The sequence below is a fragment of the Streptomyces lasalocidi genome (assembly GCF_005280215.1).
Lineage (GTDB): Bacteria > Actinomycetota > Actinomycetes > Streptomycetales > Streptomycetaceae > Streptomyces > Streptomyces longwoodensis.
In genome coordinates, this window is record NZ_SZNQ01000001.1 from 2,404,979 (window position 1) to 2,420,154 (window position 15,176).

At 72.6% G+C, this 15,176-nt stretch carries 12 protein-coding genes and 1 tRNA gene; 5 read left to right on the top strand and 8 right to left on the bottom strand.

Annotated elements, in window-relative coordinates; all coding sequences use genetic code 11:
- Positions 1-9: 9 nt before the first annotated feature.
- Positions 10-528: a GNAT family N-acetyltransferase gene (locus E4U91_RS10785; RefSeq protein ID WP_241678552.1), complete on the bottom strand. Its 519-nt coding sequence runs from the start codon at positions 526-528 to the stop codon at positions 10-12.
- 126 nt (positions 529-654) lie between these two features.
- Here E4U91_RS10785 and E4U91_RS10790 point away from each other — a divergent pair, with 126 nt between their 5' ends.
- Positions 655-999, top strand: a complete 345-nt coding sequence (locus tag E4U91_RS10790; RefSeq protein WP_137306652.1) for a hypothetical protein — start codon at positions 655-657, stop codon at positions 997-999.
- 29 nt (positions 1,000-1,028) lie between these two features.
- Here E4U91_RS10790 and asnB read toward each other — a convergent pair whose 3' ends face one another.
- Together asnB and E4U91_RS10800 are read right to left on the bottom strand one after the other, a co-directional pair.
- On the bottom strand, positions 1,029-2,870 hold the full coding sequence (gene asnB / locus E4U91_RS10795; RefSeq protein WP_137306653.1) for an asparagine synthase (glutamine-hydrolyzing): 1,842 nt from the start codon (positions 2,868-2,870) through the stop codon (positions 1,029-1,031).
- A 315-nt stretch (positions 2,871-3,185) separates the two neighbouring features.
- Positions 3,186-3,257, bottom strand: a tRNA-Val gene (locus E4U91_RS10800).
- A 200-nt stretch (positions 3,258-3,457) separates the two neighbouring features.
- Between E4U91_RS10800 and E4U91_RS10805 the strand changes: the two genes are divergently transcribed.
- The 3 genes from E4U91_RS10805 (at position 3,458) to E4U91_RS10815 (ending at position 6,445) form a co-directional block, all read left to right on the top strand.
- Positions 3,458-4,273 carry a DUF4097 family beta strand repeat-containing protein gene (locus tag E4U91_RS10805; RefSeq protein WP_168218099.1) on the top strand — a complete coding sequence of 272 codons (816 nt, stop codon included), beginning with the start codon at positions 3,458-3,460 and terminating at the stop codon, positions 4,271-4,273.
- Positions 4,274-4,347: 74 nt separating this feature from the next.
- Positions 4,348-5,724, top strand: a complete 1,377-nt coding sequence (locus tag E4U91_RS10810; RefSeq protein WP_137306654.1) for a hypothetical protein — start codon at positions 4,348-4,350, stop codon at positions 5,722-5,724.
- Between the two features lie 136 nt (positions 5,725-5,860).
- A complete protein-coding gene (locus E4U91_RS10815) occupies positions 5,861-6,445 on the top strand; it encodes a DUF4383 domain-containing protein (protein WP_137306655.1) in 585 nt (194 codons plus the stop codon).
- Here the strand turns inward: E4U91_RS10815 and E4U91_RS10820 are convergent, their stop codons facing one another.
- The 3 genes from E4U91_RS10820 to E4U91_RS10830 form a co-directional block, all read right to left on the bottom strand.
- Positions 6,446-7,606: an amidase domain-containing protein gene (locus tag E4U91_RS10820; protein ID WP_241678553.1), complete on the bottom strand. Its 1,161-nt coding sequence runs from the start codon at positions 7,604-7,606 to the stop codon at positions 6,446-6,448.
- 128 nt (positions 7,607-7,734) lie between these two features.
- Positions 7,735-9,012 carry a polysaccharide deacetylase family protein gene (locus E4U91_RS10825; protein ID WP_137306657.1) on the bottom strand — a complete coding sequence of 426 codons (1,278 nt, stop codon included), beginning with the start codon at positions 9,010-9,012 and terminating at the stop codon, positions 7,735-7,737.
- Between the two features lie 49 nt (positions 9,013-9,061).
- Positions 9,062-11,242 carry a transglycosylase domain-containing protein gene (locus E4U91_RS10830; RefSeq protein WP_174867923.1) on the bottom strand — a complete coding sequence of 727 codons (2,181 nt, stop codon included), beginning with the start codon at positions 11,240-11,242 and terminating at the stop codon, positions 9,062-9,064.
- A gap of 313 nt (positions 11,243-11,555) precedes the next feature.
- Here E4U91_RS10830 and E4U91_RS10835 point away from each other — a divergent pair, with 313 nt between their 5' ends.
- Entirely contained in the window at positions 11,556-11,768 is a 213-nt protein-coding gene (locus E4U91_RS10835) for an FmdB family zinc ribbon protein (protein ID WP_137306658.1), read from the top strand.
- Between the two features lie 120 nt (positions 11,769-11,888).
- Here the strand turns inward: E4U91_RS10835 and E4U91_RS10840 are convergent, their stop codons facing one another.
- Together E4U91_RS10840 and E4U91_RS10845 are read right to left on the bottom strand one after the other, a co-directional pair.
- Entirely contained in the window at positions 11,889-12,707 is an 819-nt protein-coding gene (locus E4U91_RS10840; protein ID WP_137306659.1) for an HAD family hydrolase, read from the bottom strand.
- Positions 12,707-15,172 carry a phosphoribosyltransferase gene (locus tag E4U91_RS10845; RefSeq protein WP_137306660.1) on the bottom strand — a complete coding sequence of 822 codons (2,466 nt, stop codon included), beginning with the start codon at positions 15,170-15,172 and terminating at the stop codon, positions 12,707-12,709. Before E4U91_RS10845 ends, E4U91_RS10840 begins: the two co-directional genes overlap by 1 nt.
- Positions 15,173-15,176 lie beyond the last annotated feature (4 nt).

Sequence of the window (15,176 nt, forward strand, 5' to 3'; positions counted from 1 at the left end):
GCCCCGCCGCTACGGCTCGTCGGGGCGCAGGTCCACGGCCCAGTCGTTGGACCTGAGCCAGTGGCCCTTCGGGTACTCGAAGTCGACCTGGCCGCGCAGGGTGAAACCGGCCCGTCGGCACACCCCGTTGGACGCGGAGTGGTCCGCGCTCGGGTAGGCGTGCAGGGAGCGGTGGCCGCCGGCTTCCCGGACCACCTCCACCAGGGCGCGGGCCGCCGCCGCGGCCAGGCCGCGCCCCTGGAACCCGGGCAGCACGGCCCAGCCCGTCTCCCACACGGTGCCGTCCGCCCCCTCGTGCTCCCAGTAGCCGATCGAGCCGACCGTCTCGCCGGTGCCCTCGAGCTCGACCCGGTACATCCGGCCCGCGTCGAGCGCCAGGTACCGCCGGTGCCGGTCGGCCAGCTTCTCCGGCGACTCCGGCCCGCCCAGGTGCGCGGTCATCTCCGGGGTGTTGGCCCGCTCCAGCAGCCAGAAGTCCCCCTGCGCCCAGGGCACCAGCCGTACCCGCTCCCCACCGCTGTGATCCATGGCACCCACCGTAGGCGAGGGGTCCGACCATCCCGCGCGGGCGGGGAGCGGGCCGCCCGCCACTCGATCGCATGAACCACCGGAAGGAACTCGCGACCCAAAATCGAACAGGCGTAGCATTAGCGTGTGGCTACGACCTATGACTTTCCGAGCGACCTGCGCGCCGGTCAGGAGGAGCTGCATCAGGTCAGGGCCGAGCTGTCGGCCCTCCTGAAGCGGCTGCCCTGGTCGGTGGAGCCCCTGGACGGGTTCAGTGACGACGGCGGCTGGCGGAAGGTGGAGCGCCCCGCCTCCCCCGGCTGGACGGCCGACGAACAGGCCGAGGTGGAGAAGCTCCGGCGCCGCGAGCACGAGCTGGCGGTGTTCGTGACCTGCCACCGCTTCTGGCAGGAGGTCGCGACCGGGGACCGGGTGGAGGCCCGCTCACAGCTCAAGCACGCGCACGAGGCCCCACCCGACGAGGACGCCTGACGGCTCCGCGCCCCCCGGTCGGCCGACCGTCAGTCCAGCACGATCTCGGGCGCGTACATGTCCAGCCACACCGCCAGGTCGAGGGTGCGTTCCAGGCCGCGCCGCTCGGCCTGCGTGCTGACCGGCTCGGCGCGCTCGGCCAGCCCGCGCACCCGGTCGCGGTCGACCAGGTCGAACACCCGGTGGGAGGGACGGCCCAGCAGCTCCTTGACGTGGTCCTGGAGGGCGGCCGCGTACTTCGGGTCCTGCGTGGACGGGTACGGGCTCTTGACCCGGTCGTAGACGGACCGGGGCAGCAGGTCGGCGGTGGCCTCGCGCAGCAGGCTCTTCTCACGGCCGTCGAAGGACTTCAGCGCCCACGGCGCGTTGTAGACGTACTCGACGAGCCGGTGGTCGCAGAACGGCACCCGGACCTCCAGGCCGACGGCCATGCTGGCGCGGTCCTTGCGGTCGAGCAGGACGCGCACGAAGCGGGTCAGGTGCAGGTGGCTGATCCGCCGCATCCGGTACTCGAAGTCGCTCTCGCCGGTGAGGCGTTCGATGCCGGCGACCGCCGTGCGGTAGCCGTCGGCGACGTACCCGGGCAGGTCGAGGGAGCCCAGCAGGTCCCGGCGCAGGACCTCGGTGTCCTCACCGAAGTGGCGGCCCATGCTGACCAGCCACGGGAAGGCGTCGGCGCGGCGGGCCTCCTCGTCGAAGAACTGGAGGTACCCGCCGAACACCTCGTCGGCGGACTCGCCGGACAGGGCCACGGTGGAGTGCTCGCGGATGGCGCGGAAGAGCAGGTACAGCGAGGCGTCCATGTCGCCGAAGCCCGCGGGCAGGTCACGCGCCCGGATCACCCTGGCCCGCACGTCCGGGTCGGCGAGCGCCTGCGCGTCCAGCACGATGTCCTGGTGCTCGGTGTGCGCGGCGCGGGCGACGTCGTGCACGAAGGGCGTGTCGGGGGTGCCGCGCAGTTCGTCGGCGACGAAGTGGTCGGCCTGGCCGACGAAGTCGACGGCGAAGCTGCGCACCGTCTCGCCGTGCTCGGCGAGCTGCCGCGCGGCCAGCGCGGTCATGGCGGAGGAGTCGAGGCCGCCGGAGAGCAGGGTGCAGCGGGGCACGTCGGCGACGAGCTGGCGGCGCACGATGTCGTCGAGCAGGCCGCGCACGGTGGCGAGGGTGGTGGCCCGGTCGTCGGTGTGCGGGCGGGTCTCCAGGCGCCAGTAGGCACGGGTGCGCAGCCCGGTGCGGTCGACGGTGACGACCGTGCCCGGCTCGACCTCGCGCATGCCGTCCCAGACCGCGTGCCCGGGGGTCTTGACCATGGTGAACAGCTCGCGCAGCCCGTCCGGGCGCACCCTGGCCCGGGCGAGCGGGTTGGCGAGGATCGCCTTGGGCTCGGAGCCGAACAGCACACCGTCGGGGGTCGGGTAGCAGTAGAAGGGCTTGATGCCCATGCGGTCGCGGACCATCACGAGCTTGTCGTGCCGCGCGTCCCACAGGGCGAACGCGTACATGCCGTTGAGGCGTTCGGGGAGGGCCTCGCCCCATTCGAGGTAGCCGCGCAGCACGACCTCGGTGTCGGAGTCGGTGGCGAACCGGTGCCCGCGGCCGGTGAGTTCACGGCGCAGCTCGGTGAAGTTGTAGGTCTCGCCGGAGTAGACGAGGGCGACGGTGCCCTCGGGGGTCTCGGCGGTCATCGGCTGGCGCCCGCCGGGCAGGTCGATGATCGCGAGCCTGCGGTGGCCCAGGGCGGCCGGGCCCCGCACCCAGGTGCCGGTGTCGTCGGGGCCCCGGCAGGCCATCGTCTCGGTCATGGCGTCCAACGAGGCGCGCTCCGCGCCGAGGTCACGGTCGAACGAGACCCAGCCGGTGATGCCGCACATGTCCTGCCCTCCTGTTTCCGGGTGGTGTACTCCCCGTACGGGTGAGGTTGCTCGGGCGAACCAGTTGTAGGGACCACCTACATGTCGACGGTGCGTCACCGAACAGGTTCCGGTCAACGCGGAACCATCCCGGACCGGCTCGCCACCCCCGTGTTTTCGGCCGCTCTTTACGTCCGCGACAACCGGCGGCGGCCCAGCCGCGGCGTGCGGCCGTATGCAATCGGCCATCGACAAAGTCTTCGGAAAAAAGGGACGGCCCCCCGGAATGTTCCGGGGGGCCGTCGCCTGTGTCCTGAGGTGGGCCTCGAAGGCCGGTGGGCGCGGACGGTTTCGAACCGCCGACATCCTGCTTGTAAGGCAGGCGCTCTACCCCTGAGCTACGCGCCCAGGACGAGTCGACAGCCTACATGGCCCGGGCCAGGGGACCGCAAACCCGTATCGGCGCCCGTCGGCGCCCGTCGGCGGCCGTTTCCGGGGGTTTCCCCCACCCCCGGTCCGGGAGGCCGCCGGATCGTCCGGCGGGCCCCGGGTCCCTAGCGTCAGGGGCGGACCATTCAGGCACCCGCAGGACCCAGGGGGGACCCACCATGACCCGCTCCCGTTTCACGCCCGGCCGCGCCGGCCACGCCGGCCGCGCCCGCCGCGCCCGCCGCGCCTTCTTGGGGCTCGGCGCCGTGACGGTGCTGCTCGCCACGGCCACCGCCTGCGGGGCCGACGCAGGCGACGACCAGCAGCCCGACCACCGTGCCTTCGCGCTGCACGGCCGTACCCTCACCGTCGACTCCGACGACTCCTCCCTGGAGATCGTGGCCACCGACGCGCGCCCGGCCGGGCACGTCCAGGTCACCCGCTGGTTCAAGGGGTCCGTCCTGGTCGGCGGCGACCCCAAGGTGACCTGGTCGATGAAGGACGACCGGCTCACGCTGCGCCTGCACTGCTCGGGCGTGGTCGCCGACTGCGCGGCCCGGCACCGGGTGGAGGTGCCCCGCGGGGTGGCCGTCCGGGTCGTGGACGGCGACGGCAGCGTGCGGGCCCGGGGGTTCCGGGACGCGCTGAGCATCCGGACCGGGGACGGCTCGGTGCGGGTCACGGACACCACCGGCCCACTGGAGCTGCGCAGCGGCGACGGCTCGCTGCGCGCCGAGGTCGGCTCCCGCCGGGTCAGCGCCCACAGCGGCGACGGCTCGGTCCACCTGGAGCTGAGCTCCGTACCGGACCGGGTCGAGTCCGTGGCGGGCGACGGCTCGGTGACGCTGGTGCTGCCCCGGGCGACCTACAAGGTGACCGCCCACAGCGCGGACGGCGGGGTCGACGTGTCCGTGCCGCGCGACGACGCCGCCCGCGCGCACGTGGTGTCCGCCCGCACCGGCGACGGACACATCACGGTGCGCAGCGGCAACTGACCGGCCCGTGTGTTCGTCCTCACCGGGTGGGAGAATGACACCGGGCAGGGCTGATCACGGCACGGGAGAGGGATGTGACGGCGACACCTTCACAGCAGGCCGCGTCGCCGGGGGCGTCCCGCGCCCGCCGTGGCGTGGGCGACACCCTCGTCCTCGCCGTCGCCCTTCCCGTGCTGGCCGCGCTCGCGCTGCCCGCCGCGTTCGCCGGCGGCGGCACCCGGCGCTGGTTCGGCGGCCGCTCCGAGAGCCAGCGGGCCGAGGCGCAGGCCGCGAAGGATGCGGCGGCCACCGCGTTCTACGAGCTGGACACCGCCCAGCGCGACCTGCGGATCTCCATCGAGACGATCAGGGCCGTGGACGACTCCCCCGCGGCCCGGCGCGCGGTCGCCGACTTCGAGGCGCTCGGCCGGCGGATCGACGAGGCCAGTGGGCGGTACATCGCCGCCGTCGACGCCCACGACCTCGACCGGGACGACCTGGAGGCCGGGGCGGCCGCGCAGGCCCGCACCGAGCTGACCCGCGCCCAGGACGAACTCCAGCGCGTCAAGGGCGAACTGGACCGGTACACGGAGGGGCTCGCGCCGCTGCTCGGCAAGGCCGAGACCCAGCTCGCCCGGCTGGCGCCCGCCGTGGAGCGGGCCCGGCAGGCGCTGCGGGCCGCCTCCGACGCGCTGGACGCCGTACGGGCCGCGGGGCTGCGGGCCGACGACCTGGCCGCCCGGCTGGCCGCGCTCGCGCCGGAGCTGACCCGGCTGAACCAGGGCGCCGGGCAGCACGGCGTGCCGCAGACGCTGGAGCGGGCCGAGCGGGTGGCCCGCGAGGCCGAGGCGGTGCGCGCGGAGGCGGAGCGGCTGCCGGAGCGGGCCGCCGAGATCGACCACCGGCTGGTGTCGCTGCGCACCCGCGCCCAGGCGCTGACGACCCGCGCCGGGCAGGTGGAGCCGGTGCTCAGCGAACTGCGGCGGCGGTTCACGGTCGCCTGCTGGCAGGACCTCCAGCACGTGCCCGAGCAGGCCGCCCAGAACGTACGGCAGGCCGAGGCGAAGCTGGCCGAGGCCCGCACCGCCCGGGACGCCCAGCGCTGGCCGGACGCGACCGCGCTGCTGTCGACGGTGCGGGCGCTGCTGAACGCCACCGACGAGTCCGTGTCGGCCGCCGGGGACCGGCTGAGCCGGCTCAACGCCGTGCAGAAGGACCCGCGGGCGGAGATCGAGCGGACCCGGTTCGCCATCCGGGACGCGCAGCGCCTGGCGATGACGGGGCGCACCACGCCGGACCCGCGGCACGCGCGCCCGCTGGACGACTGCGTGGCCCGGCTGGAGCGGGCGATCGGCACGCTGGAGGGCCGCCACCCCGACTACTGGCACTTCCTGACCGAGACGGAGGCCGTCCGGGAGACGGTGGCGCGGGTCGTGGCGCTCATCCGGGAGGAGCGGGGCGCCGCGCACTGAGCGGTCCGCACCCGCGGCACGAGGGGCGTACGCGGCGTTTGCCGCGGAACGCGCGGGGGCGGATGCTGAAGGGGAGGCAGGGCCCGCCGCCGGTGCGCGGCGGGCACTCGGCTCCCCTGAACGCTAGGAGGCGGAGATGGCCACCCACGCAGTGCGCTCCGGGCCGCGGCAACGCATCCGGTTCAACGACCACCTCCCGGTCGACCACCGGCTGAACAGGGTCTACCGGATCGGCGCCGGACTGATGGGCCTCTTCCTCGTGGCCTTCGGCATCCTCGGCATCCTCGACAAGATCGGCACCTTCGACACCGGCGGCGACCACGTGCTGGGCCTGAACACCAACGGCGCGCTGAGCTGGCTGTCGGTCGCCGTCGGACTGCTGCTCTTCGTCGGCATGGTGATCGGCGGGAACTTCGCGTCCACGCTGAACATGACGCTCGGCGTGCTGTTCCTCGTGAACGGCTTCCTGACGCTCAGCCTGCTGGACACCGACTACAACTTCCTGGCGTTCCAGATCCAGAACTGCCTGTTCAGCTTCGTCGTGGGGCTGCTGCTGATGACGTTCGGGATGTACGGCAGGGTCGGTTCGTCCCTGCCGCACGACAACCCGTACTTCCGGGCCCGCCACCCCGGGCTCGCGACCGACGAGGACCGCGGGCGCGAGCGGCGGGAGGAGTACCCGGACCTGAACAAGGCCGACCGGTCCGAACAGGCCCCGTGATCAGGTGCGGTAGGCGTAGTAGTACGCGGTCGGGTACGACGCCACGAGGCTCGCCACCGACCGGCGGAAGGTGTTGTTCGAGTGGTACGTCACGTACGGCACGCCGTTGCTCTTGGCCGTGACGATCATCGTGTGGTCCTTGGACCCGTCGCGGTCGAAGTCCATCTGCAGGACGTCGCCGACCTCGAGCTGGTAGACGTTCGCCAGGGGCGTGGTCCGCTTGGAGTTCTGCGCGAACCAGGACCACTCGTTGACGCCGACGAACGAGTCGGACTGGATGTCGGCCGTGCCGAACCACTTGGTGTAGTCGTACACGTAGCCCGGCACGTGCTTCCAGCCGCCCGCCTTCAGGGACTGGCTGACGAAGTTGGTGCAGTCGCCGCCGGCGCCGTGGCCGTTGAAGTCCGGGTAGTCCTTGTTGTAGACGTTCCAGTACTTCTCGGCGTAGGCCGCCATCGCCTTGTAGTCGTAGGCGGTGCCGGTCTTCGGCACCTTGACCGGGTTGCGGGTGGTCGCGGCGCGCGGGGCGTCGGGCGTCGTGTTGCCGTCGTCCGCGGTGGTCGGCGCCTTCACGGCCGGCTTGGACAGCGTGTTGACCGCCAGGCCCGAGTCGGTGTCCTTGACGTTGGTGAGCTGCCAGTTGCCGTGCCGGTCGGCCTTGAAGGTCAGCTCGTGACCGGCCTGGAACCCGGTGGTCCGGGGCTCGTTGCCGCGGGCCTGGGCGTAGGTCAGGGTCGTGGTCTCGGTGACCGCGACGGTGGCCCGGCGGCCCTCCACGCGCGTGGCGTTCAGGGTGACGGCGGTGTTCGCCTTGCTGTACTCCTCGCCGAGCGAGGCCAGCTTGTCCTTGCGTCCCTCGAGCGTGTCCCGGGCGCTGTCCTCGGTGCGGGACAGTCCGGACGACAGCTTCACGTGACCGGAGAAGCCGGCGGTCAGCGGCTTGTCGCGCTTGCTCTGCGCGCCACCGGCGACCAGGGCGTCCGTGCGGTCGGTGAAGAACGCGTCGGCCAGCTTCTGGAAGGTGGCCTTGGTCTTCGCGTCCACCGTGGGGTCGTCGACGACCGCGGCGCCCGCGCTCCAGTTGGGCAGCAGCGCCACACCCGCGACGACCGAGGCGGCGGCCGCCGTCAGTATGCTCGCGCGGCGCCGCGTACGGCTCAATTTCCTTGACTTCACTAGAGATTCCCCTCTTACCCCGGCGAGGGATGCCGGGACCGGAATCCTCGCATGCCGTGTGCGGCGTTTGTGAAGGGGGATGCCCAAGTGGAACCGAGCCCGTTATGGGTTCGTCACTGCACGACGGCCGACCAGTCCGGGGACTGCGCCGGGTCGAGGGAACGCAGCCGCTCCAGGGTGGCCGGCTTCTGCACGTCCATCCAGTCGGCGAGTTCCTTGAAGGACACGCACTTGACGTCCTTCTTGGTGCACACGTTCTTGATGACGTCGTCGACGGCCTTCATGTAGACGCCGCCGTTCCACTCCTCGAAGTGGTTGCCGATGAACAGCGGGGCCCGGCTGCCGTAGTAGACGCGGTTGAAGCCGGCCATGTAGGAGTCGGTGGTCATCTGCTGCCACTGGGCGTACTTGGCCGGGTCGCCGTCGGTCTCGCCGTCGGACTGGTTGTAGAGGAAGTTGAAGTCCATCGACAGGGCCTGGATCTTGCCGTTGTCGTAGGGCAGGAGCTGCAGCGGGAAGTCCCACAGGCCGTTCTTCTTCGCCGGCCAGATCTGGAAGTCGCCGGTGGAGGAGGCGTCGTAGCGCCAGCCGTAGCCCTTGGCCGCCTTCAGCAGGTTGGGCTGGCCCTCCAGGCAGGGCGCGCGGCCGCCGGTGACCTCCTTCTTGAAGTCGAAGGGCAGTGGGTCGATGTCGGTGTAGCCGGTGTTGGTCTTCCAGTGCTCCACGAAGCCGTAGAACTGGTCGATCTCGCTCTTCCACTCCTCGACGCTCCAGTCGCCGCCGCCCTTGGCGCCGCAGAAGTGGCCGTTGAAGTGGGTGCCGATCTCGTTGCCCTCCTTCCACGCCTCGCCGAGCTGTTCCAGCGTGGTGCGGATGTGCTCGTCGGTGGGGAAGCTGATGGCCGAGGAGCCCTTGGGGTGCTGCGGCGGGGAGTACAGCTGCGCCTTGTTCTTGGGCAGCAGGTAGATGCCCGTGAGGAAGAAGGTCATGTGGGCGTCGTACTCCTTGGCCATCTCCCGGTAGTGGGAGAAGAGCTGGTCGTCGCCCTGGAGGGCGCCGTCCCAGGAGAAGACGACGAACTGGGGCGGCTTCTCGCCCGGCTTGAGCGGCACCGGCTTCAACTGCCCGGTCTGAGGGCCGGTGTAGGAGGTGGAGCCGTCACCGAGCACATGCGTCTTGCCGTCCCACTCGGGCTCCTTGGTCTCCTTCGCGGACGCCTTGCCGTCCTTGGCCGACGCCGTGGGGGCGGTGTTGTCGGAGCGGGAGAGGACCAGGTAGCCGGTGAGCAGGGAGGCGACCACGAGGAAGGCCGCCAGGGACACGAAGCCCGGACGGGTCGCGGGATGGCGCGCTGCGCGGGCCTTGCGGCGGCGGCCCGACGGGTGTTTCATGTGCGGCTCATTCTCTTGGGGACAGGGGCGGAGGCGGTGCCGTCGGGGGTCAGCCGAGCGGACTCATGGCACCTGACCAGATGCCGTAGGGGACGTCTCCGGACTTGCCGGCCACGTCCTTCAGCGGCAGGGGTTCGAGGCTCTTGGCGAGGTCGATGCGGTAGACGACGACCGCCGTGGAGACGGCCTTGGCCGTGCCGACGTACCAGGCGGCGGTGTCGCCCTCGGTGGTGCCGGCCTTGCCCGCGACCTGGGCCGTGGCGGAGGCGTCACCGGGGTGGGCCGTGCGGAAGGCGTCCCGCAGCGCGGAGGAGACCTCCTGGGCCGTGTCGGCGCCGATCGCCCGCCGGGCGGAGGGGATCTCCAGGGGCACCTTGGTGCCGTTGTGGGTGATCTTGCGGACCGAGTACGGCTCGGTGTGCTTGCCGTCGGCGGCGAAGGTGGCGTACCCGCTGGCCATGCGGATGGCGCTGGGCGTGGAGCTGCCCAGGGACAGCGCGGGCACCTGCGCGCCGAGGCTGGAGGACAGCAGTCCGGCGGCCTGGGCGGTGGCGCGGACGTTGGCCAGGCCGGTGTCCATGCCGAGCTGCATGAACGGGGTGTTCACCGACTTGGCGAGCGCCTGGTGCAGGGAGATCTGCCCGTACGACGTGCCGCCGTCGTTGTGGGCGGCGACCTTGCGGCCGCTGCGGTCCCAGTAGGGGCCCTCGGGCGTGGTCACCGGCACGCCGTCGTCCCCGTCGTACAGCGACTCTCCGGTCACCGGGGTCGCCGGCCCCTCGCGGGTCTTGTGCACGCCGTGCTCGAGCCCGGCCGCGTACACGAACGGCAGGAACGCCGAGCCGGCGGGGACGGTGGTGGCGTTGGACTCGTTGTAGCCCTGCCTGCGGTGGTCGGGACCGCCGTGGACGGCGAGGATGCGGCCGTCGGTGGCGACGGAGGCGGCGCCGTAGTGGGCGTCGGCGGCGGTCTTCGGGTCGTCCCGCTGGGCCTTCTTGCGGGCCTTGGTGACGGCGTCGGTGAGCTGCGCCTCGCGGTTCTTGTCGAAGGTCGTGTAGATCTGGTAGCCGCCGAGGTCGAAGTCCTTGTCGGAGATGTGCCCGGTCTTCTTGGCGTACTGGGTGGCGAGTTCGACCAGGTAGTCGCTCTGCTGGCCGGTGTCGTACAGCGGGTTCTGCTTGAGCGGCTCGGGGAACGCCTTGTACGTCGCCCGCTCGGCCGGGGACAGTTTGCCGATCTTGACCATGCGGTCGAGGATCCAGGACCAGCGCTCCACGGCCCGGTCGTGGTTGGCCTTGCCCAGGGTGGGGTCGTACAGGCCGGCGCCCTTGAGCAGCGAGGCGAGCATCGCAGCCTCGGAGGGGTTGAGCTTGCTGACGTCCTTGCCGTAGTACGCCTGGGAGGCGCGCTGGATGCCGTAGGTGCCGCGGCCGAACCAGCTGGTGTTGAGGTAGCCCTCGAGGATCTTGTCCTTGCTCATCTTGTTGTCGAGCTTGAGCGAGATCATCGCCTCGGTGAACTTGCGGCTGACCGTCTGGTCCTGGTTCAGGTAGACGTTCTTGACGTACTGCTGGGTGATGGTCGAGCCGCCCTGGGTGTCGCCCTGGCCGACGGTGCGGAACAGGGCGCGGGTGATGCCCTTGAAGGAGATGCCGGGGTCGGAGTAGAAGCTCTCGTTCTCGGCGGCGAGGACGGCCCAGCGGACGCCCTCGGGGATGTCCTTCAGCGGCATGGCCTGGCGCTGCACCCAGCCGGTGCGGGCCATGGGCGTGCCGTCGGCCCAGAAGAACACGTTGTCCTGCTGGGTGGCGTAGGAGTTGAGGTTGTCGGGGATGTCGGTGGCCGCGTAGGCGACGACGAGGAAGAAGGTGCTCAGGCCCAGCGAGCCGAGGATCCCGCCGAGCCACTGCCGCCAGGACGGTATCCAGCGGCGCCAGTCGTCCCGGCCGGGGCGGGGGTACTGGGGGCGCAGGCGGCGCAGGTGGGGGGCGAGGAAGGCGAGGACCGGGGCGAGGGCGGCGGCGGCCCGGGCGAGGAGGGGTGCGAGGGCGGCGGTGAGGCGGTCGCGGGGGGAGGGCTGGGCGGCCTTGCGGCGGCCACGCACGGAACGGGACGTGCCTGATGTGTCTGATATCTCCGGCTCATCCGGAGTTCCGGATATGTCCGGTGGGGGGACGCGCAGTTGCATGGTCTCGTCCGGTCGCGGCATCGACGGGACCTTCAACTGCATGGTGGCGTCCGGTTCCAGGGGAACCTCGTCGTCGCCGCCCTCGTCGTTCTTCCCTCGCCCTGCCTGGGTCACGACTGCGCGCCTCCCTCCGCACTCGTTGTTGCTCGCGCAGGCAGACGTACAGACGTACAAGGGTTTGATGTCAGTTGCCGCAGAGCGGCCGCAAACCCTGAATCCCCTCGACCTCGTGGTCCTCGCGGCCCCATCAAATTACCAGCGCCCTTCGCAAACTCTCCACACAGGAAACGGGCAGAACGCGTCACACCTGCGGTCCCGGGCACCCCACCCGTGTCCCAGTGGCTAGCCTGGGGGCATGCCTCGCTACGAGTACCGCTGCCGTACCTGCGGCGACACGTTCGAACTGTCCCGTCCCATGGCGGAGTCCTCCGCCCCGGCGAACTGCCCGTCCGGCCACGACGACACCGTCAAGCTCCTCTCGACGGTCGCCGTCGGCGGCACGGCCACCCCCCGCCCCGCCGGAGGCGGCGGAGGCGGCGGCTGCTGCGGAGGCGGCTGCTGCGGCTGACGGGGGCAGGGGCCGCAGGCCCCGTGCCCCCAGGGGCGCGGGGAACTGCGCGACCAGCCACGACGCACGGACAGCCGCCGGACGACCTGACACCCCACCCCGGCCCGCGCCCCGTCGCCGTCAGGCAGACGGCCCCCCGCGCACGCTCCGCAGGAACTCCCGGAGGATCCGCTCCCCCGCCGCCACCCCCCGCTCCGGCAGCGCCGTCACCCCCGGCGCCGTCCACTCCGTCTCGGCCAGCTCCCCGTGGCCCGGCCGCCACCCCCGGTCCACCGCCAGCAGCAGGTCCGCGTCCAGCAGCGAGTCACCCGCGCCCAGCGTCAGCTCCGCCCCGGTCCGCCGCGCGACCTCGCGCACCGCCGCGCTCTTGGTCAGCGGCTTGGGCACCGCGTACACCTTGCGGCCCTGCAACGACACCGTCCAGCCCCGGTTCTCCGCCCAGGCGCCCAGTTCCTTGACCCACTCCTCGGGCAGCAGCTCCCGCTCCACCACCAGGTAGGCGAACAGGTCCTCGGCGACGCGGTGCTTGCGCACCCACAGCGGGTCGGCGGTCGCCTCCAGGTGCGCCCGCACCTCGGCGAGCGGCGCGCACTCGTCCGCCAGCCGGGCGAGCACGCCCGCGTGCCAGTCGGGGTCGGTCACGCCGTCGACCAGCAGGTGCCCGCCGTTCGCGCAGATCGCGTACGCCGGCGCGGGCCCGGGGAGGTTGATGCGCTGGTACTGCTTGCGCGTGCGGGTGGTCGTCGGCACGAACACCGCCGCGTCCCCGAGGTCGGTCAGCAGCTGGGCGGCCGTCTCCGTCAGGTAGGACAGCGGCCGGCTCTCGTGCACCTCGACGCACAGCAGCCGCGGCGCCCGCGCGTCCGGCATGGTCAGCGCCAGGGCCGCCGCGGAGTAGATGAGCGTACGGTCCAGGTCGCTCGCCACCAGCACCGGCATCACAGGGCCACCGCCTTGCCGTCGGCGCCGGTCGCCCCGCGCGTGAACCGGGGGTGGATCAGCCCCACGCAGGTGTACGGCAGCCCCTCGACCTCCTCGACGGGCACCCCGCGCTGCTCGGCGAGGAGCCGCACGTGCTCCAGGTCGGCGCCCGCCCCGGCCCGGGCCAGGATCTTCCAGGGCACCCGGCGCAGCAGCACCCGGGTGGTCTCGCCGACGCCCGGCTTGACCAGGTTCACGTCGTGGATGCCGTACTCCTCGCTGATCCGCTCGACGGCGGCCCAGCCCTCCCAGGTGGGCGTGCGGTCGCTCGCCAGCAGTTCCTTGACCGCGCCGTCGACCGCGTCGGCGACCTCGTCGAAGCGCGCGGAGACCGCGTCGAGGAAGGGGCCGGAGACGTCGGCGCCGGCCAGCTCGCGGTAGTACTTCGCGCCGTGGAAGTCGTCGGGACCGACCAGGTCGGCGCGCAGCACGGTCCGCGAGATCAGCCCGGACACCGTGGAGTTGAGGCAGGCGGAGGGGATCAGGAAGTCCTCGCGGGTGCCGTAGGTGCGCACGCACGCGCCGGGGTCGGCGAGCACCGCGATCTCCGGGTCGAACCCGCTCGCCCCGCCCGCCGCCTCGAACGCCTCGATCGCGGCGGCCAGTTCCCGGGTGATCGCGCCCTTGCCGGTCCAGCCGTCGACGAAGACCACGTCGGCCGGGTCGTGGTGGGCGGCGAGCCAGCGCAGCGCGGTGGCGTCGATGCCGCGCCCGCGCACGATGGACACCGCGTAGTGCGGCACGTCCAGCCCGTGCCGGTACCGGGCCCAGCGGCGCATCAGCACACCCACCGGGGTGCCGGCCCGGGCCAGGGACACGAGGACCGGGCGCGGCGACCGCTCGGCGATCACCGTCTCGGTGACGACGCCGACGGCGTGCGCGAGGCGGGCCGCGGAGGCGTCCAGCGCGGTGTGGAAGAGCTGCTGGTACTGCTCGGTGGGCTGGTACTCCACCGGCAGCGACTCCGCGTAGTGGGCGCCGCCGCTCTGGATGGCCTCCTCGCGCTCCTCGGTGGGCGCCTCCAGCGTCACCTCCGAGAGGTCCTGGAGCAGCCAGCCGACCTCCTCGGGCGCGTACGAGGAGAAGGCGGGACCGCGGAGGGGTTCGGGCAGCACGGCTGTCCTTTCGGGGAGGTACGGCGGCGCGGGGACGTACGACGGCACGACGGCCCGCAGCACGTGCGGCACGTGCGCGGCGAGCCGGGCGAGCAGTCCGCCGGGGGCGTGCAGGGCGGGGGTGTCGCCGGCCGAGTCGACGACGGCGACCACGGCGTCGAAGCCGCCGCCGGCGACGTTGTAGGCGTAGCGCTCGCCGGGGCCGTCGGCCGGGTCGTCGTGGGCGGGGAAGACCAGCCGGGTGCGGATGGCGTAGCCGGGGTCGTCGACGGCGAGGACGGGTGAGCGGGTCGTGGTGGAGTAGCGGACCTCGGCCGTCAGGAGCTGCTCCAGCTCACGGGCGAGCCGCAGCGGGGCGTACATCAGCTCCTCCGAGCCGAGGACGAGGACGCGGCGGGCGTCGCCGGGTATCGCCTCGGCGAGCTGGGCGGCCAGGGCGGGCAGCGCGCGCTCCAGCCGGGCCCGCTGGTACGGGGTGAAGCCGTGCCGGCCCCCGTCGGGCAGCCCGCGCGGCCAGCGCAGGTCGACGGAGGTGACGCGGGGCCGGGGGGCGGGCGGGGCGGCGGCCGGCCGCTCCGGGCCGGCGGCGGCCTCGTGGCGCGCGACGAGTTCCTGGCCCTTCTCCAGCACCCCGTCCGGCAGGCGCACCGTGCCCGAGGCCGCCGCCACCAGGTCGACCCGGGCGCCGATCTCCCGGGCGAGGTCCGCCAGCCGGCCGGCGTCGGCGGGCGAGCGCATGTCGACCAGGGCGACCACCACGTAGCGCCGCCGCGGGTACCGCCCGTGCAGCTCGCGGACGGTGTTCAGGACCGTGTTGCCGGTGGAGAACTCGTCGTCGACCAGGACCAGCGGCCCGTCGCCGGCCAGCAGGGCCGGGTCCTCGGGCAGCAGCAGGTGGGACGTGGCGTGGGAGTGGGACTCCTCGAAGCCCCCCGCCCGCGCCACGCCCGGGACCGGACGGCGGGTGGAGTGCAGGTAGGGCGCGCTGCCGAGGCCGTCGGCGACGCAGTGGCCGAGGCCGGTCGCGGTCTCCGCGTACCCCAGCACGACCGCGCGGGCCGCCTCCTCGGCGCCGAGCAGCTCGCGCACCCGGCGGCCGAGGGCGAACCCCGAGCCGTAGACCACGGACGGCGACTGCGGGACGTGCTTGCCGAGCACGTTCGACACCAGCAGGTGCGCCCGCTTGGGGTTGCGCCGCAGGGCGAGCCCCAGCAGCTCCGTCAGACCGGGGTCGCCCGCGAGCTCGACCCCGAGCCGCTCGGCGACCCAGCTGCCGGACCAGACCGCGTTGTTCACTGCCTTGTTCATGCGT

Coding starts and splice junctions, on each gene's coding strand:
- E4U91_RS10785 (WP_241678552.1), bottom strand. CDS start 528: ATGGATCACAGCGGTGGGGAGCGGGTACGGCTGGTGCCCTGGGCGCAG.
- asnB (WP_137306653.1), bottom strand. CDS start 2,870: ATGTGCGGCATCACCGGCTGGGTCTCGTTCGACCGTGACCTCGGCGCG.
- E4U91_RS10805 (WP_168218099.1), top strand. CDS start 3,458: ATGACCCGCTCCCGTTTCACGCCCGGCCGCGCCGGCCACGCCGGCCGC.
- E4U91_RS10815 (WP_137306655.1), top strand. CDS start 5,861: ATGGCCACCCACGCAGTGCGCTCCGGGCCGCGGCAACGCATCCGGTTC.
- E4U91_RS10825 (WP_137306657.1), bottom strand. CDS start 9,012: ATGAAACACCCGTCGGGCCGCCGCCGCAAGGCCCGCGCAGCGCGCCAT.
- E4U91_RS10830 (WP_174867923.1), bottom strand. CDS start 11,242: ATGCAGTTGAAGGTCCCGTCGATGCCGCGACCGGACGAGACCATGCAA.
- E4U91_RS10835 (WP_137306658.1), top strand. CDS start 11,556: ATGCCTCGCTACGAGTACCGCTGCCGTACCTGCGGCGACACGTTCGAA.
- E4U91_RS10840 (WP_137306659.1), bottom strand. CDS start 12,707: ATGCCGGTGCTGGTGGCGAGCGACCTGGACCGTACGCTCATCTACTCC.
- E4U91_RS10845 (WP_137306660.1), bottom strand. CDS start 15,172: ATGAACAAGGCAGTGAACAACGCGGTCTGGTCCGGCAGCTGGGTCGCC.